Consider the following 17,679-nt stretch of genomic DNA (forward strand, 5'->3'; position numbering starts at 1 on the left):
AAGGGGGGATAATACGGTTTCTATTAATGAACTGCATTCATAAGCTTGTTCTCACTTCACCGACTAATCAACACTATCACGGATTGTTATTATTCATGTCGAGCTGATTATCGATAGGGGTAACTCGTTAAACCGCAAGACACAAGAATCACTTTTCGCAAGCGCAACCCTCACTGTATCTCATGGCTAAAGGATTACATCATGCAACTCATTACATTAAATCAGGGCGCAGCCACGATACAGGTCAAAATTAATGACGAGAAAATTAACGAGGAACTGATCTCGTTAATGCCGTTTACGCTAAATATGATCCGGTGGGGCGTGGCAGAATATTTCAGTCTGCCTGATGCTTCTTCAAATGATCATTCTGCTGCCCTGGCTTATTTATCTCGCAGAAAGGCCACGCTGTTAATCAAAGACGATCAGTTGAAATTCTTGAGTGAAGACCTTGATGATAGAGCTCACATTGCCTGTATTACTCTTGGCACCCTTGTTGAATATGAACGCGATGCCTGGATGCAGGCGGGTAATTTGGCGCTTACGTTTTCAGTAGACTAATGAATGCCGTTTTCACGCATCGTGCTCGACTCACTTATTTATGACATTCCCTCGTTAATGGCGAGCAGCCTAATGACTAACGCCAGCGATTTCACCCGTCTTAAGTTAAATATTCATCGACTCCTACCCCTATAAATCTCCACTATTTAATGGGTTAGCAAGTGACATAAAAAACCTTCAAAAGTTCCCAACATTCTTTTGCTTTGGCAATCAAAATGATTATACTTCTCATTCGCTTTATTGAGCCGAAAGACTTTCAGGGCCTGCGCCTCATTGATCTTTATTTGCCAATCCAGCGGGGAATACCTGATATAGAGTAGTGAAAACAGCTATATAGGTGCCGAGAAAGTCTGTCTATGCGCTGCCAGAAAGTGTTTCCAATCAAATAAAACGCTGGAGCCGGCAGAGAAACATCAAAACAATAATATTTTGAGGGTAATAATGTTTTCCGCTACTAGCCAACACCGGATCAATCGTCTCGCCAGTGCCAACGCGCGTATTCCGGCGCTTTCATTATTGGCGGTGGTTGTCGCCACTGCACTTCATGTTCCTTATTCTTCCGCTGCCGACACCGCCAAAAAAGACGACACGCTGGTGGTTACCGCGTCCCCCGACAGTGCCGACAGCACACAAGATACCGATTACAATGTGCCCGTGACTCGCGCCGCGACCAAAATGGCGCTGACCGCGCGTGATACGCCGCAGTCGGTCAGTGTGATTACCAAGCAGCGCATGCAGGATCAAAAGCTCGAAACGTTGAACGATGTGCTGGTCAATACGACAGGGATTTCCGAGTTCAATTCAGGGGCAAACCGCAGCAACTTCTATTCACGCGGTTTTATGATTGACAACTATCAGATTGATGGCGTTCCAACGCTTATCGATTCACAGTGGAACATCGGCGATACCCTGTCAGATACTGCCATCTACGATCGCGTAGAAGTGGTACGCGGAGCAACCGGCCTGATGACCGGCGCGGGCAGCCCGGCGGCGTCAATCAATATGCTGCGCAAACACGCCGACAGTAAAGAATTCGTGGGTAATCTCTCCGCCAGTTACGGCAGTTGGGACACTCAACGCTATGTGGCCGATTTGTCTGCGCCGCTTACCGAATCCGGCAACGTGCGGGGCCGCGTTGTCGCCGGTTATCAGGACGGCGACAGCTGGCTGGATCACTATCATACGCAGAAAAAATTCCTCTATGGCGTCGTGGATGCCGACCTGACCGACTCGACGACCCTGTCGGTCGGCTACGACTATGAAGAAACGCATATTTCCGGTGCGACGTGGGGCGGCCTGCCAACCTTCTATCGCGATGGCAGCAAAACCCATTACGATCGCAGCACCAATTTGGAACCAGACTGGTCATATAACGACAGCGATTCGAAAAAAGTCTTTGCCAGCCTGAAGCATAATTTCGACAACGGTTTGGAATTCAACCTAAGCGGCACGCACACGGAAGCCAAAATGGACAGCAAGATGCTGTACATCGACGGTTACTTCGACAAGACCACCGGTATCGGTATTGGCCCTTACGCGGGTTACGATCTGCTGGGCGGCAGCGGTTACAACACGGCCAAGCGCAAGGAAAACGCGGTTGATGCCTATGTCAGCGGCCCTTACGAGTTGTTCGGCAAGCAGCATGAGTTGATGGCGGGCGTCACCTACATTCGTCAGAACGACCGCTACTACAGCGCGTCCACCAACTTCACGTCCGCAGACGTGGGAGATTTCAATAACTGGGGTAACTACCCTGAACCCGACTGGGACGATCAGGACCTGTCGCAGGACAACACCATTCATCAGAAATCGGCATATATCGCCACGCGACTCACGCTTGCCGATCCTTTGCACCTGATCCTTGGCGCGCGCTATACCAAATATAATGCCGACACCCTGACGCAGACGATGGAAAAGAACAACATCACGCCGTATGCGGGTCTGGTGTATGACATCAACGATACTTATTCGGCGTATGCCAGCTATACGTCCATCTTCAAACCGCAGACCTATCGTGATATCAACGGTGCCTACCTGACGCCTGTAACCGGTAAAAGCTATGAAACCGGGATCAAGGGCGACTGGATGAACAGTCGCTTCACCGCGTCATTGGCCGTGTTCCGCATTGAACAGGATCATCTGGGTGCAACCGATTATGCACTGGTTAGCGGCAGCAATGACTATGCCTACTATGAACAGAATGGCACGGTCAGCAAGGGTATCGAGTTCGAGGTTAACGGTGCCGTGACGGACAACCTGCAAATGACCTTCGGCGCGACCCGCTATGTGGCCACCGACGGCACGGGTGCCACGCTGAATCCTACTCAGCCGCGCACTTCCCTGAAAATGTTCGGCAGCTATCGCCTGCCGATGCTTCAGGACCTGACCGTGGGCGGCGGCGTGAACTGGCAGACCCATACCTGGGATAACGTGGCCGGTCCGGATGGGGCAGGCACACTTTATGCAGAACAAGGTAGCTATGCGCTGGTTGACCTGTTTGCGCGCTATCACGTGACCAAACAGCTTTCTATTCAGGCGAACGTGAATAACCTGTTCGATAAATCCTACAATATCGACGTGGGTAGAAACCTGGTCTACGGCGAGCCGCGTAATCTGTCGATTTCGGCGAACTACCGCTTCTAGTCTGCAATCTTTATCCTTTCATGCAAAAATGCCCCGTTATCGGGGCATTTTCTTTTCTTATTTTGCCGTTGTCTGATGTTGCGCGAGGGTTATCGCCAGTCAGGAATGTCTTTCGGATGCAAAAACCAGACGTGGCGACCGTTCATCGACTTCGGCGGTGTTTTATAACCTGTGGCAACCTCAAATTATCTCGCTAAAGATTGCCTGTTTATCCGCCACTTGAGGAGGCGAAAAGCAGTGCCCACGCAGCATTGCTGGCGCTTTTTTAATCGTTAATGCGTTGTTTTTTGGTCAATAAACCCTCAATCGGCGGAAGAGGCGTCTCTTGGGCGGCGTTGTCGCCAAATTACATTGACATCAATCTAATTAAGGGCAATATTGTTATGCCTGCAAGGGGGCGTGATGTGAGCCAGGATGAAGTGACAATATGAAAAAAGAAAATGAAAATGTGCCTGATGCCACACCCGTCAATGAAGCGCCCGTTATCATCGAGCAGTTTCTCTGCTTCGCGCTGTATTCTGCGTCACTTGCCATGACCAAGCTTTACCAGTCGCGATTAAAGCCGCTTGGGCTGACGTATCCGCAGTATCTGGTGCTCCTGGCGCTGTGGGAAAAAGATAATGTCACTGTTTCAGAAGTTGGGGAGCGTGTGCAGCTTGACTCGGGCACACTCAGCCAACTGTTGAAAAGGCTGGAGCAGGCCGGAATTATTAGCAGAAACCGAGATGTCGGAAGAGATGAAAGGCGGGTACTGATTTCATTAACGCAAGAGGGTCATGCGCTTAAAGTTCGCGCTGCTGGCGTGCCGGGCGACATGGTCTCGGTTATGGGTACACCGTGCGACGAATTGACCGATCTCACCATTCGTGTGAAAGAACTGCGGGAAAAACTTATCAACGCAATCCCGTAAATTTTAGAGATTCACACCCGTTTCAATCATAGGGAGGTGCATTATGAACATTAAAAATGCGAGCAATTACAACGACATTCTGGCAACAATTGGTTCTGCGGCATCGTCGCTGATTATGGACAGAAAGGCTCTAAGCATTAGCGATATCACCCTTCTTCTTGAGCAAAATGCCGAACAGGCCTATGGCTCGTCAAAGGATGAATATGTCGAAGCACTGGAACTTATTGCTTCAAAAATGAAATGAGCCTTTACGGTAACGACCATTGCGGAACATGTCTGCATTCAGGACGAAGCCTAGATCCTATGACTGCGCGTCATCAGGATTATCGAAAGACATATCACAAAATAAATCGTTGATATAAATGGAAATATCAGTGGAGGTTAGAGTCGCCTCGAGGCGTTTCATTACCATAAGGGATCCAGCCCTGCATCTGGGAGCCTTTTTCGGCACTTGAAGAACGCTGCGTCTCGGCCAGACTTTCCATTATTACGGAAATCGCGTTTTCACAGGCCTGCTTTCTGTCTTTTTCTTCTTCACTGTCAACCATCGTCCGAAGCTTCACGACCAGGTTGTATAGAGATATTGTCTCGTTGTCATCCAACAGTGCGAGAATGGCCTCACCCATCACCACATCACTCATTTTTTCATCATTATTTCTATTCATATCACCATCTATTGATTCGTCTACTTGCTTTAATGCTTATACCAAAAAGCACGCCCGCATGCAGCATGTAACCGTTAAAAAGCGTCAGCATTTTTCTATTTCACTCAAATGTCATACACCTGAGGTCTATTAAGCGTACTTCATATTGCGAAAATTGCGGCCTAAGTGGCTGTTTAAATTGTTTCACAAAGAGGGAATGCACCAACAGGCACGCTTTTGATGACGCCCCGGTAGCGTCTCGCATGTACGCACCTTATGCCGCGTCGACCTCATCTTTTGCAATCCAATAGGTGCCTTCCAAACTATTTTACATCCAGAGATAATTTGTGGATTATTGCCTGTCACCTCTGTTCTATAAGGATTTTTAACATGAGCGTCAGGTTTCCCCCAAAATTGAATCCGGGAGATGTAATTGCCGTAATGGCTCCGTCTTCGGGCGTCTCCCCGCATCTACACCCTCAACTTGACCGCGCCATCGATAATGTTAAAAAGAGGGGCTTTCGGGTTATTGAAGGCACATGTCTGCGTGCCCAGTTCAAAAATAAGAGCGCAGATAAAACGTCTCGAGCGGATGAATTAATGTCTTTCCTTACTGACCCCGAGATAAAAGCTGTTATGCCGCCCTGGGGCGGGGACCTTGCCATGGAACTGCTCGAGTTAATCGATTTTGATTATTTGGCTCGTATACCACCAAAGTGGTTTGTGGGCTTTTCAGACTTGAGTACGATTCAGTTTCCTCTTACTACGATTTCAGGCTGGGCAACCCTGCATGGCCCTAACCTGATGCAACTGAGTACCCAAGCGTTGGACCCCAATACCCAGGCGCTCTGGCAAATACTGGAGTCTGAACGAGGAAGCATTAATCAACAGCATTCGTCAGTGGCATTTCATCATGAAGATGTGAATGGCATAACGTCTCACGAAGGTTTTAACCTGACGCAAAGAACACAGTGGAAGCGGCTGGATGGCGCCTTATCATCAATCACTTTTAGTGGACGTCTGATAGGGGGTTGCCTTGAAATAATAGCGAGGCTGGCAGGAACGCCGTATGGCAACGTCTCATCGTTCAAGGCAAAGTCTAGTGAAGACGGCGTTATTCTTTATTTCGAAAATGTTGAAATGTATCCCTGCGAATTGACGCGTGCATTATTAAGTTTACGGCTTCAGGGGTGGTTCAATAACGTGAGAGGTATTCTCATTGGAAGAAGTGCGGTCGTGGATACCAGTGATCCGACTCAGCATAACTATCTCGATGCCCTTATAGCTTCCCTTTCCGATATTAATGTTCCGGTACTTTATGATGTGGATATTGGTCATGTGCCGCCGCAGCTATCCTTGATAAACGGAGCACGCGCCACCGTACAGTTCACGGAAAGTGGCAGCACAGTGACGCAATATATTTAGCCAGGTGCCAAAAGATAAATAAATCGGCTTTGTCATAACGTCAGGTATGGCACAAAACTGTCCGACATCTTTGCTGCGGGCAGTCTTGTGCTGGGAACGGGGCATTTTTTAGCGGCGATTTACCTCGGCACGCTACCATTTTTTAGACGTTCGCCTGTCGATTTTAGGAGGCAATATATTTCCTTAAAGCGGCAACATCCCAAGCGGACGTTGCCGGCAGAGAGCATTACCGGGGCTTATGCCAGCTCAAGGGAGGATATCACGCGCTTCACATCTGCGAGTTGGTCTGCACGCAGCGGTAATAACGGGCGAGGCAGACAGTCGTAATCTGTAAGGCCAAGAAGACCGGCAGCGGCTGAAATGACTCTGAAGCTGCCACCGTGCTGACCAAAAAGCGCCCAGAGCGGCATAAGACGTTCGCTTTGTTGCCGAACCGCTGCATGGTCGCCAGCCGCAGCCGCTTCTGTCATCTTTTTGGCTACAGCGGGAAATAAGCCGCCACAGACAGAATACCAGACCTCACAGCCTGCAATCAGACCCGAGGCGGCCGAGCTGTCACCGCTGATGCCGAGGGTGACGTGTGCAGGCAGTCTGTCGCGCAGGTTACGAACTCTGACCGCTGCGGCCTCGGCATCGGCAGAAACTCCTGGGATCTTGATGGAATGTACGCCGGGCAGAGAGGCAATTTTTCCGTGCAGCGCATCTGAGAAGGTAAAATGGGTGGTGCCCGGATTGTCATAGACGCAAAGCGGCACAGAGGCGCGACGGGCAACTGTTTCAAACAGCCCGTAGACTTCGTCATCATTCAGAGCCTGATAGGAAACCGGCGGGAGCAGCAGGGCGCTGGCACCTGCCTGCTGGGCATCATCGGCCAGTCGCAACACCTCATCCGTGCTGACGGCACCTACGCAGACCATGACCGGAATGTTGGCGGCATTTTCCACGGCCACTCTGGCAATCCGCCCGCGTTGTTCACGGGTCATATAAGCATAGCTGCCTGTCGATCCGAGCACGCCGAGGGAATCGACCTTCGCCTCGGTCAACCTTCTTAATATTTTCAGAAACCCTTTCTCATCAGGGGATCCGGCCGAAAACGGGGTAAGCGGAAACGCGCTGAGACCTGTAAACATAAGTATTTCCTGTTGGATTTTAAAAATTGTCAGCGTCTACCGGGCAAATCTGCGCGAGCCGATTACGCAGGCTATGACGCCGAGTGTAACCCCAATCATTGATGGGCTGACCGTTTCAGAAAGCAATGTTGCCGAAAGTCCAAGGCCGAAAAATGGCTGCAATAATTGTAGCTGCCCTACAGCGGCTATGCCGCCAGCCGCCAGCCCTCTATACCAGAAAATAAAGCCAATCAGCATGCTGAACAGAGATACATAGCCCAGCGCTATCCATCCCTTCAGACTTATTACATCCATGCTGTCTGGCATTGTCTCGAAGGTGGCGATCAGCATCAGTGGAAGTGAAATGATGAGCGCCCAGCAGATAACCTGCCATCCTCCCAGTTCTCGCGAGAGCTTTGCGCCTTCGGCATAACCCAAACCGCACACAATAATGGAGGCCAGCATTAACAGGTCGCCGGTTGTAGATAGAGACGCATCCTGAAATAAAGCGAATGTCATGACGAGCAGGCTGCCGATTACAGAAAATATCCAGAAAGCCAGTCGTGGTCTTTCACCTCCCCTGATGACGCCAAAAACGGCGGTTACCATAGGCAGAAGGCCAAGAAATACAATGGAATGTGCCGAAGTAACATGCCTTAGCGCCATTGCTGTAAGAAGAGGGAAACCCACCACGACGCCCAAGGCTACGATAATCAGAGAAAAGAGCTGATTACGCTGCGGACGTTTCTGCCTGAAAAAGAAAATCAGCCCAATTGCCAACAATCCAGCAAGGGAAGCGCGTATGAAAGTCAGAAAAAAGGGATTCATTTCCTGCACGGCTATACGGGTCGCTGGCAGAGAACCACTGAAAATGACCACTCCTATCAACCCGTTCAACCAGCCTGAACCAACGCCGGAATGCGTTTTACCTATTTGATGTGTTACCACGGCAGACCCCTGAAGTTTGGACTACGCGTCCTGAAATTGACTTGCCTCATGCTAAGTCGCATCATCCATGACAATCAAATAATTGTCATGGATACAATGGATGAAAGCACGTTACAAAGCCATCGTAGACGAATTAGCCTCTGCAATCCGAAAGGGTATTCTCCTGCCAGGCACCAGACTGCCCACGCACAGAGCGCTGTCAGTCGAGAAAAAGTGTCTCTTGCCACTGCTACCCGCGTTTACGCGGAGCTTGAGGCAATGGGACTTGTGAGCGGAGAAACCGGAAGAGGGACATTCGTCAGGGAAATCTCTTTGCCGGCAGGGCTGGGGCTAGATCAGCACGTTGTTGCGTCAGATGTCCTGGACCTGAATTTCAACTACCCCTCGCTGCCGCAGCAGACCGACTGGCTACGAGAGGCAATACGACAACTGACCACATCGGGTGATCTGATTTCTCTGCTGCATTATCAGCCTCATGCCGGAAGGCTAAACGACAGGGAAACAATCTCGTCATGGCTGAATGCTGCCAGTCTCAAAACCTCTGCCGATGATGTGCTTATCGTGAATGGCGCACAGCATGGCCTTGCCGTTACAGTTATGGGATTACTCAAACCCGGCGATGTGGTGGCGGTAGACGCGCTGATATATCCCGGGTTTAAAGCCCTGGCCAGCCTGTATCACCTTGAACTACTGCCGATACCTGTTGGAGCGAATGGCCCGGACCTGAATGCACTCAGGCAGTTATGTGAACGCAGACGCATCCGCGCGATTTACACCATGCCTACGCTACATAATCCTTTGGGCTGGGTTCTGAATGATGCCCAGCGCAGGGAACTCGCCGTTATTGCCAGATTATTTGATCTGCTTATCATTGAAGATGCGGCCTATGCTTTTCTGGTACGCCGCCCACCCCCGCCACTTGCAACCTACGCGCCCGAAAGAACGGTCTATGTGACCGGTTTCGCCAAAAGTATTGCTGCGGGCTTGCGTGTCGGTGCACTGGTTTGCCCGCCTGACATGCGTCATGCGCTGGAGCGGGCCATCAGGGCTACGACCTGGAATACGCCTTCACTCATGGTTTCGATTGTCTGCGGCTGGATCAAAGATGGCACTATAAAACGATTTGAGTCGTTGAAAAGACGAGATGCTCGCCAACGTCAGGCGCTGGCCCGTAGAATATTGACGAACTGCGAGTGGGTGAGTCATTCAAACTCATATTTCATCTGGATACTGCTGCCTCAGGAAGTGCGGGCTGACCGACTTGTTCATCGGTTAATGCAGCAATGTATTTCCGTTTCAACAGCAGAACCTTTCTGCACTTCACAGCATGTTCCCCATGCTATTCGCGTTGCACTTGGTTCAGTCAAAATAGACAAGCTTGGTGAGGCACTGATTATCATTAGAGACGCTATAGACTACGAGAGAGATCTCTAAATCAGGGCCGCCTTGTGCCAAAGGCGGCCTAAAATTCAGATTGAACCCTGGGCTTGATGGCAGGTGAGTACAAGGTGCAGACAATATTATGCCAAGCGCCGAAGTCGCTAATTCTATTTTTTATTCAAATAGTTATTCAAATGGCTATATCGCAGGGTGCCGCGCTGATGTTCAGGTCAGTCTAAGGATATTCGCCGCGATAACACTCATTGCCAGCCCAATCAGAATGACACCTGAGATACGCTCAAGGTTGGGGAGTATTTTCGAAAAATATTGCAACACCACACGATGACCAATAAAGACTGCGACCAGTAATCCCATAACAGCACAACGCAATGAGATTTTAAAGGTAAGCAGTTTGGGCGACGCGTTCCCATCGTATTTTGAGCGCTATCTTGCCCCGGATATGCTCACGCGCCGCTCGCTCGTGGGCCTGACGCGCTCCGGTAATGAGGAGGGCGTCTAAAAGCGCGGTCGGATGAAATCTCGCCCCGCGCTTATTTAAAAAGCCCCTCATGAAGAATGTATTGCCATTAATTCTTCGCCACTGCCAGCCATTGTTGCATTTTCTCCAGCGCATGAGTCCGCGAACCGACAACCTGATGCGGTACGCCAAACATTTTGCGGATTTTACTTAATTCTTCACAGCGCGACGCCTCGGTTTCAATACTCACCATTCCTTTACACCATTTGCTGACTCGCTGGCGGTGGTGAATCAGCCAGTCCCCACGTTGCCGCCAGTCGGCTGGGGTTTCTTCCGCACGCATATGATCATAAACCATCACAAACGGCGCCCCATTCTCGATGAGTTGCTGCATTTCCACCTCCCACTGACCAGCATAACCCTGCTTCACCGCACACTGGTTAAAACAGACCAGCGGGAATTCTTTAATATCAAAAACAGTAAAATCATTGGAATTTAATGACATAAAACCTCCAGATAACGATGAGAGCCAGTTGGCCAGTGAAGCGGTCAGTAGACTGTGCGCAGAGGACTCGCCAGCGACGACAAGACGACAAATTATTCGCGCCCTGAGTGATTTATCGTCCACTCAATACGACCCACGCCAAATTGCCAGTCAGCGAGGAGCCAATGCGTAAGTCGCGCGAGGAGTGGTCAGACTGCGATTCGAGAAGAACGCTTGCCGCAGAATTGCAGATGAGTAGAGCCTGAGTTGCATAGATGTCCTTGACAGCAAAATCTTGACTCACTGTAAAGAACTCAATGCCTGCGTAGAAGTGACTATTACTTAATCAATGAGTGCGTTGAACGCACGCCTTCAGTCGTCATGACTGAACAGTTCGCATTTCGCTTATACCCACTCGTTATTTGGATAAAGTTATCTAGTTGCAGGCACGGACAGGGCAAATACTCAATGACGTTGGCAGTGAGTGCGCTGGCGGTGCTAAGACAGGTCATCGCCTTAATTCGTGATTTTTTAGCATGATGAAGGCAGATCAGAGCGATCCCCTCGTGTTGTTGGATGTGAAATTACAACAAATTCTACAAAAGACTCGGTGTCGTTTCTGGCTTGATGCTTTGACCCAGGAGGAATTTCCAGCCCTTGCAGAGCCTTGATGTGGTGTGTTTTACCTTCTAATTCCATAGAAAGAACACCCTCAAGAACAAAGAAAAACTGTCTGGAAACGGAGTGAAAATGCCGCTTTTCAGAAGTGCCTGGAGGCATTTTTTCATGAATTACTAGCATGTCCTGACGGTTTACCAAATACCAACCGTCGCAATCGTCGCCCCAAACATAATGCTCTGCATTGTCCTTTGAAATCACTTCCCTTCTCCTGTTCTTATATGGTTGTCTTTCAAGAGTTTAAGAAAGTTATACCGGGAGATGCTATCGATCAGCAACAGATTATTTTTCATTTGAGAGTAGGTGGCAAGGGTAACGTTATGTGTCTTTAATATACAGCCGATGGGTTACGGTGCTGTTATCTGCGAGTGTAATAAAGCCAGCACGTTCATAGAATGCGAATGCTGATGGAGGTGCGTTGGTGTTGATAAAATCAAACCAGCGTCCAGAACCCTCAAGTATTTCCCTGAGCAGAATTTTGCCAACCTGCCTTCTTCTCCACTTAACGCCTACATAAAGATGACGTAGCCGTCCTGCCCGAACCGGAAGCCATGTAGGGATCTTGGTTCAGACCACATACGCCAATGAGCAATCCGTCAGCATAAAAACCGAGCAGGTTTTCACCCGGCTTATCAAAGCGATTCTGCCCGTTCAGCCAATTGTCTTCCAGTCTGCGTAGCATATTAAATCCGTTAGACATACTCTCTTCTTTTAACCTGGAAAAACCTCTTTTGTCTGGAGTAATGTTCATGATGATCATATTCATGAGTTGTCCCTTTTTATTATTTCAGTAGAGTGGTTTGAGAATATTTATTGTTTTGAAATTTTATCCTTCCTTTGTAAAGGGGTAAGCATGGTCGTTCCTGTCTAAAAAGAAGATTTTATTTTTGTTTTAACCGCATGAAAAAATAGGTCATTATTGGTGAACCTAAGTACCCGATATTGCAGTGCAACAAGTATGGGCAGGGTATGCTTTTGTTGGAAGTCGTAAATCACTCTGTAATAACGGGGTCTGTTGATTAGATACAAAAGAATGCTTATTACTCAGCAAACCAAAGGAGCAACAATTAAAGCCATTATGGCTGACTTCATTATTCAAATTTCCATTTTTCATTGAGATTATCCATTATGGAGTTGACCTGCCCCCGGGGTTAGATACAACCGTCAGTTAGTAATGTCGGAACCTTCACTCTCAGAATTACCCTTTCTCCAGCTCGCTGCAAATTCAGACGGCGTCTGATAATTCAGCGTGGAGTGCGGGCGACATTCGTTATAATCCTGACGCCATTCGCTGATGGTTTCCCTGGCATGACCGACGTCGCTGAACCAGTGTTCATTCAGGCATTCATCGCGAAAGCGTCCGTTAAAACTTTCAATAAATCCGTTCTGTGTCGGCTTGCCGGGCTGGATAAGTCGCAGCTCCACTCGATGCTCAAAGGCCCACTGATCGAGCGCGCGGCAGGTAAACTCCGGGCCCTGATCGGTTCTTATCGTAGCCGGATAGCCGCGAAACAGCGCAATGCTGTCCAGAATACGCGTGACCTGCACGCCTGAAATCCCGAAAGCGGCGGTAATCGTCAGGCACTCTTTTGTAAAATCATCCACGCAGGTCAGACACTTGATCCTGCGACCAGTGGCCAGTGCGTCCATGACGAAATCCATCGACCAAGTCAGGTTCGGTGCATCTGGGCGCAGAAGGGGAAACCGCTCGGTCGCCAGCCCTTTACGACGTCGTCTGCGTTTAACGCTCAGGCCGTTAAGGTGGTAAATTCGGTATACCCGCTTGTGATTGACGTGAACGCCCTCCCGACGCAGTGCGCCGGTAACCAAAACGCCTGCGTTCAAGCGCCAGTTCAGTGATGCAACCTGATAAATGCGCATCCGACGCCGGACGCTGCGCTTCATAGCGGCAGGTCGACAGGGACAAACCTGTAAGTCTGCAGGCACGTCGTTGCGACAGACCGGTCGCATCACATATCAACACCACGGCTTCGCGCTTCTGGTCTGTCATCAGTACTTTCGCCCCAGAGCCACCTGAAGCGCCTTCTTATCCAGCATGGCCTCGGCGAGCAGCTTCTTAAGGCGGGCGTTCTCCTCTTCAAGCGGCTTCAGGCGCTTAACCTCAGGCACCTCCATACCGCCATACTTTTTACGCCAGGTGTAAAAGGTGGCGTCGGAAATGGCGTGCTTACGGCAGAGCTCACGGGCAGAAACCCCGGCTTCGGCCTCGCGGAGAATACTGATGATCTGTTCGTCGGAAAAACGCTTCTTCATGGGGATGTCCTCATGTGGCTTATGAAGACATGACTAACATCGCGGTGTGTTAATCAACGGGGAGCAGGTTAGAAATTTATTGTGAAAGCGATAACACTAATAGCATTAGTGAAGAGGCTAAAGATTTGTTTAAAACCCGCCCCTTAAGAGGCGGTATTCTTGGCAAACTTTTTATTTACTGTTTATCAATTGCAATAATGGGATCTCAGCTACATAACTAGGAATATAGGGGTCATCTTCTTTTAAATTAACCCCAATACAATCAACATCATTTAATCCAATTTCCCAAGCCCACCTAACATCTAACGTACTCATTTCTATCCCTAAACTACCTCTTTGTGGATGCTCAGGAACAATATTTTTTAACATCGCATCACATCCAAGATAGAATTTTCCACAGGCCTGATACGCAGCAAGAAATATTTCTAAGTTGACATTGCTATCAGGAGTCATTGTATTAATTCTACTGATCATCGTCATTCTTTTAGTTAATGGAGTTGTCATCATATTTTCAGATATCAGTACTCTATAATGAGTTGGGCTTTTAACTGAAATACCCTTGACAATACAAACCCGTAATCTGGCTTTACTATCTACCAAGCCTACTGATGATATAAGATCTTTAAAAATATCCTCACCTATATCGGGGTGTTTGAATAATAGATATAACCCTGGATAACTCGATTTTAATTGAGCGAAGCCTACTCCTTGCCATCGTGTTCTATCCCATAGACGAGGTTTGATTAGACTTTGTATTGAATAATCTTTATGTGTTATATTTTCGGAATTAAGTTCCTCTTCAGGCATTCTTCCTTTACCAGGTGTTGGAGTATTTATATCGTTGGTTCTCCAACACTTTCGGAAATTCACTATCCCAGGATTTATCTCTTAAAAGATGGTAAGTTTTCTTTTCAGCACTGGTGGAGTAAATTTTCTTAATTTGCTGATCAATATCATTTCCAAGAACATTTTCAATAGCTTTGATACAGGCTCCGAAACTAATTGCTCTGTCAAATGCAGCATCTTCGAATATCATTTTTTCAATGTATTCTGTATTTTTTATAAAAAATAACTCAGGGAGCAGACCAAATACTATTTTTTTGAATTCATTGGTGATTTTTTGTTGAGCATCGATTCTAAAAGCACTTGTTTCAAAACCATTGCAATTTATAGTAAGGTTTAGTTTTCCACTATTGCTATTTACTTCATGTGATAAGGATAAGTCATCTTCATCATCTGCTATTACTTCAATTATTAAAAATGCTTCTTTCAAATGGATGTTATCAGTCGTACAAGTTGCAAAAGCACTCTCTAAAAGTGCTAAGATACTAGTTGAAAACTCTATAAATGGTGACCGATTCGGAAAGTTAATTTCTATGGTGCATCCAAAAATAAAAGATGTGTATATTCCTCGTTTATCATAGTTATCTTTTATGCCTTTACTATTGAATCCAGCATCAAAGTCACGTATTTTTTGCAAGAAGTCATTATGATCTTTATCGGCAGTAACTTCGTACTCACGTTCAAAATCTTCAATATAACCTAAAGCATATTTAAGACATCCCGATGATACAAAAAGACCTAATCTATCGAGTTCATCAGGAATATTACTCTGTCGATTTATTCCCTTTAGGTCAGTGTTAAAAATGAGTTGACTTATGTAAAAATCAACTTGCTGATTTTCTTTATCGCCGAACGAGCTATCACTGATATTCTGGTTAATTATTAAAAACAGTTCATACCATAAAAGGGCATGTGCTAATTTCCCTAATTTTATTTCTGTTAGGCATAAACTATAATAAATCTCAGCCTGCTTTAATGATATCTCATCATACTTCCAGTAGTTATCTGTAATCAAAGAAGCGGATAGAAGCAAGCATGAACGTGAACTCCATAGCAACCCAATGGATTCGTAAGCATAAGCAATAGCTTTTAATGTTAATATAAATTTATCTCGTGATTCCTCTTTATAGAGTGGAATAAAACATTTTCCTAAATACTTGATTGCCTGATAAGGGTGACCATTTTGAATCCTTTTTATTCCTCTTCGTAGATTTAATAATGCCCCTTTAACTTCACCACCTCTAACAGCAGATTGCTCAGTCATATAGTCTAATAAATTTTCATATGCATCTACCTCGAAAAAAATGTCATCTAGTTGGTTCAAAAGTTGGAAGTGTTTCTCAAAGGGATAGCCTATTAAATTCCCACTATTTTTAAAAATTTCATGTAACTCTTCAAATACAACCGAAGCATCTTCTAAATCTGAAAACGTTGTCAGTTTATAAATAGCTTTGTGAGTTCTCGCTGTGAGTGCATTACTGGGACGTGATTCATCGTCACCTATCTCATCTAGTTTAGCGAGCATATTACGTTCAATATTCTCAATGTCGATTGTAGATGTTGCGTTGTTAAGTCTAATATAACTTTTATGAACGGTTACTAAATTTAAAATTTTCTCCCATTTTGAGGAATTAGTTGATGATGTAATACTTTCATATGCAAATTGAAGATTTTCTTCGAAGAGATTAAAATCTTCCATCCAAAAATGAGATTTCCAGGCGTATTGATAATATGCATCTAGCAATTGTTGATTAGTCCCGAATTTTTTTGAGATTTTTATAGCTCTTTCAAATAGACCTTGTGTTTCAATTAGTGGTTTCTCAAGTTCAGCGCTTAACTCTGCAATTTCTAAAAATATATCCACATGTTCATATGAAATTTCAGCGGGATTTATTTTCTCTCTAATATACTCGGTTAGTTCTTCATATTTCTTATGCTTTTTATAATCATTTTCTCCAAAAATAACTTCTCTTTTATATTGTGTCGGAACTGACAGTGAATCAATAGCCAATTGCTCAAAATTATTTTTGTAAATTTGATCTAATAGCCAATTAATATCTAATATACGAACATCCATTCCAGTTTTTGTTTTTAGTGTATCCTCAACCTCTGAACGAATATTGGACTTTGCAGATTGATTCGTTACGCAAAATACTTTAGTATACCCGCGATCTGTTTCTTTTATCTTAAGTACATCTTCATGGCATTTTTTCTTCCAGTCTTTACGTGTACTTACCGCAAAGGCCCAACGTTCTTTATTTGATGCTTCATTAACACCTTCGAACCAAAGAAGCTTATTCTGTTCCGAAACAGGGAATGTTTGTGTGTCAGTTTTACCATCCCCCCTGCTACAGGACCAGTTTGTTCAAGGAGATTAGGGCAAATTATTTTTTCACATATTTTTTTTGCAAAATCTTCGAATTGTAATTCTTGATTTCTTGTATTTAGCGTAGAAAGGAAGTGTTCCAGTACAACTCTATCTAAAGTACCAGTCTCTCTGATTGTTGAATCAGAAAATTTTTCAGGGCGACGGCGCCTTAGAAATTCTTTAGATGAAAATTTGGTTTCCTGTACATTCATGATTGTGACGCTCCTCTTGCTATCGAGAATAAACCTTTGTATGCATCAACTAGATTTATTGTTCATACTGCCTTTTTGAAGAAAAAATTGCGGAAGTTTATTTCTAGACAAGCTATCTATGTAATCACTATACCACTGCATCATCTGTTGTCTCCCCTCCAAATACTGTGCATGATTGTAAGCCCCGTGAATAGCGTTCTTACCCACATGTGCAAGCTGTGTTTCGATCCATGCGGAGTTGAATCCTTCTTCATGCAGAAAGGTACTCATTGTGTGACGAAAACCATGCCCCGTCAGCCTTTCTTTTTTATCCTAATAGCTTAATTACCTGATTAATGCTTTCTTTTAAGATCGGCTTAGTACGATCATTACGTCCAAAGGATACGATCGTATAAATGCACCTAATCTTATTACATCGTGTTTTCTATGTCCGTTCCTGGCACTAAGCGGCCAATCATTGATTATGAGAGTAGTGGATGGAGGAAGCTACACTCAAATGCCTTTAATCAGGAAAGGAGATGCGCCAAAATGGATTATGGGTAAAAGTGACTTTTTGTGTTTGTACATTTATGTGTGCAAAGCCATATGTGTATAAGGTTTTTTTGCTATAAATACAAAGATTTAAAACCCTTCTCCTGCTAGTCCGTTTATCTCGAAGAGTATTAAATAATTATGCAGTGTTTTACACCAGTTTTACACCCGTCAGATTTTAGACATAAAAAAAC

General features: G+C 46.1%; 13 protein-coding genes and 4 pseudogenes. 6 read left to right on the forward strand and 11 right to left on the reverse strand.

Translation table 11 applies throughout. The features are described from left to right. Nucleotides 1-201 precede the first annotated feature (201 nt). The 4 genes from O1V66_RS02625 to O1V66_RS02640 all read left to right on the forward strand — a co-directional run bounded on the left by O1V66_RS02625 (nucleotide 202) and on the right by O1V66_RS02640 (nucleotide 4,355). Nucleotides 202-558, forward strand: a complete 357-nt coding sequence (locus tag O1V66_RS02625; RefSeq protein WP_045047295.1) for a cyclophilin-like fold protein — start codon at nucleotides 202-204, stop codon at nucleotides 556-558. A gap of 441 nt (nucleotides 559-999) precedes the next feature. After that, complete coding sequence (gene fhuE / locus O1V66_RS02630) at nucleotides 1,000-3,201, forward strand: ferric-rhodotorulic acid/ferric-coprogen receptor FhuE (RefSeq protein ID WP_045047294.1); 2,202 nt, start codon at nucleotides 1,000-1,002, stop codon at nucleotides 3,199-3,201. 427 nt (nucleotides 3,202-3,628) lie between these two features. After that, on the forward strand, nucleotides 3,629-4,111 hold the full coding sequence (locus O1V66_RS02635; RefSeq protein WP_045047293.1) for a MarR family winged helix-turn-helix transcriptional regulator: 483 nt from the start codon (nucleotides 3,629-3,631) through the stop codon (nucleotides 4,109-4,111). Between the two features lie 43 nt (nucleotides 4,112-4,154). After that, a complete protein-coding gene (locus O1V66_RS02640) occupies nucleotides 4,155-4,355 on the forward strand; it encodes a hypothetical protein (RefSeq protein ID WP_045047292.1) in 201 nt (66 codons plus the stop codon). 127 nt (nucleotides 4,356-4,482) lie between these two features. On the opposite strand, the gene O1V66_RS02645 is transcribed toward O1V66_RS02640, so the two are convergent. After that, nucleotides 4,483-4,776, reverse strand: a complete 294-nt coding sequence (locus O1V66_RS02645; protein ID WP_045047291.1) for a hypothetical protein — start codon at nucleotides 4,774-4,776, stop codon at nucleotides 4,483-4,485. Between the two features lie 369 nt (nucleotides 4,777-5,145). Between O1V66_RS02645 and O1V66_RS02650 the strand changes: the two genes are divergently transcribed. Beyond that, entirely contained in the window at nucleotides 5,146-6,180 is a 1,035-nt protein-coding gene (locus tag O1V66_RS02650) for a S66 family peptidase (RefSeq protein WP_045047290.1), read from the forward strand. Nucleotides 6,181-6,416: 236 nt separating this feature from the next. Here O1V66_RS02650 and O1V66_RS02655 read toward each other — a convergent pair whose 3' ends face one another. Both O1V66_RS02655 and O1V66_RS02660 read right to left on the reverse strand, forming a co-directional pair. Next, entirely contained in the window at nucleotides 6,417-7,310 is an 894-nt protein-coding gene (locus tag O1V66_RS02655; RefSeq protein WP_045047289.1) for a dihydrodipicolinate synthase family protein, read from the reverse strand. 36 nt (nucleotides 7,311-7,346) lie between these two features. Further along, nucleotides 7,347-8,237 (reverse strand): DMT family transporter, encoded by an 891-nt coding sequence (locus O1V66_RS02660; RefSeq protein WP_045047288.1) that lies wholly within the window; start codon nucleotides 8,235-8,237, stop codon nucleotides 7,347-7,349. Between the two features lie 100 nt (nucleotides 8,238-8,337). On the opposite strand from O1V66_RS02660, the pseudogene O1V66_RS02665 reads away from it, so the two are divergent. Further along, a pseudogene (locus tag O1V66_RS02665) lies at nucleotides 8,338-9,671 on the forward strand (aminotransferase-like domain-containing protein). A 533-nt stretch (nucleotides 9,672-10,204) separates the two neighbouring features. Here O1V66_RS02665 and O1V66_RS02670 read toward each other — a convergent pair. The 8 genes and pseudogenes from O1V66_RS02670 to O1V66_RS02705 all read right to left on the reverse strand — a co-directional run. Beyond that, nucleotides 10,205-10,600 (reverse strand): hypothetical protein, encoded by a 396-nt coding sequence (locus O1V66_RS02670; protein WP_269128066.1) that lies wholly within the window; start codon nucleotides 10,598-10,600, stop codon nucleotides 10,205-10,207. A 510-nt stretch (nucleotides 10,601-11,110) separates the two neighbouring features. Further along, nucleotides 11,111-11,458 carry a cupin domain-containing protein gene (locus O1V66_RS02675; protein WP_072045065.1) on the reverse strand — a complete coding sequence of 116 codons (348 nt, stop codon included), beginning with the start codon at nucleotides 11,456-11,458 and terminating at the stop codon, nucleotides 11,111-11,113. Nucleotides 11,459-11,575: 117 nt separating this feature from the next. Next, nucleotides 11,576-12,023: pseudogene (locus tag O1V66_RS02680) on the reverse strand (GNAT family N-acetyltransferase). Between the two features lie 398 nt (nucleotides 12,024-12,421). After that, nucleotides 12,422-13,531: pseudogene (locus O1V66_RS02685) on the reverse strand (IS3 family transposase). Nucleotides 13,532-13,702: 171 nt separating this feature from the next. Continuing rightward, a complete protein-coding gene (locus O1V66_RS02690) occupies nucleotides 13,703-14,338 on the reverse strand; it encodes a hypothetical protein (RefSeq protein ID WP_269128067.1) in 636 nt (211 codons plus the stop codon). 7 nt (nucleotides 14,339-14,345) lie between these two features. Further along, nucleotides 14,346-16,451 carry a hypothetical protein gene (locus O1V66_RS02695; protein ID WP_269128068.1) on the reverse strand — a complete coding sequence of 702 codons (2,106 nt, stop codon included), beginning with the start codon at nucleotides 16,449-16,451 and terminating at the stop codon, nucleotides 14,346-14,348. Between the two features lie 155 nt (nucleotides 16,452-16,606). Then, the gene (locus O1V66_RS02700; protein ID WP_269128069.1) at nucleotides 16,607-16,954 is read right to left on the reverse strand and encodes a hypothetical protein; all 348 of its coding nucleotides are present in this window, start codon (nucleotides 16,952-16,954) and stop codon (nucleotides 16,607-16,609) included. Between the two features lie 45 nt (nucleotides 16,955-16,999). After that, nucleotides 17,000-17,339 (reverse strand): annotated as a pseudogene (locus O1V66_RS02705) (tyrosine-type recombinase/integrase); the annotation flags it as partial. Nucleotides 17,340-17,679 lie beyond the last annotated feature (340 nt).

Source organism: Rouxiella chamberiensis, assembly GCF_026967475.1.
Taxonomy (GTDB): domain Bacteria; phylum Pseudomonadota; class Gammaproteobacteria; order Enterobacterales; family Enterobacteriaceae; genus Rouxiella; species Rouxiella chamberiensis.

What these genes read in the sequence shown, in the direction of transcription:
- O1V66_RS02625 (WP_045047295.1), top strand. Translation starts at nt 202, where the DNA reads ATGCAACTCATTACATTAAATCAGGGCGCAGCCACGATACAGGTCAAA.
- fhuE (WP_045047294.1), top strand. Translation starts at nt 1,000, where the DNA reads ATGTTTTCCGCTACTAGCCAACACCGGATCAATCGTCTCGCCAGTGCC.
- O1V66_RS02635 (WP_045047293.1), top strand. Translation starts at nt 3,629, where the DNA reads ATGAAAAAAGAAAATGAAAATGTGCCTGATGCCACACCCGTCAATGAA.
- O1V66_RS02640 (WP_045047292.1), top strand. Translation starts at nt 4,155, where the DNA reads ATGAACATTAAAAATGCGAGCAATTACAACGACATTCTGGCAACAATT.
- O1V66_RS02645 (WP_045047291.1), bottom strand. Translation starts at nt 4,776, where the DNA reads ATGAATAGAAATAATGATGAAAAAATGAGTGATGTGGTGATGGGTGAG.
- O1V66_RS02650 (WP_045047290.1), top strand. Translation starts at nt 5,146, where the DNA reads ATGAGCGTCAGGTTTCCCCCAAAATTGAATCCGGGAGATGTAATTGCC.
- O1V66_RS02655 (WP_045047289.1), bottom strand. Translation starts at nt 7,310, where the DNA reads ATGTTTACAGGTCTCAGCGCGTTTCCGCTTACCCCGTTTTCGGCCGGA.
- O1V66_RS02670 (WP_269128066.1), bottom strand. Translation starts at nt 10,600, where the DNA reads ATGTCATTAAATTCCAATGATTTTACTGTTTTTGATATTAAAGAATTC.
- O1V66_RS02690 (WP_269128067.1), bottom strand. Translation starts at nt 14,338, where the DNA reads ATGCCTGAAGAGGAACTTAATTCCGAAAATATAACACATAAAGATTAT.
- O1V66_RS02695 (WP_269128068.1), bottom strand. Translation starts at nt 16,451, where the DNA reads ATGGATGTTCGTATATTAGATATTAATTGGCTATTAGATCAAATTTAC.
- O1V66_RS02700 (WP_269128069.1), bottom strand. Translation starts at nt 16,954, where the DNA reads ATGAATGTACAGGAAACCAAATTTTCATCTAAAGAATTTCTAAGGCGC.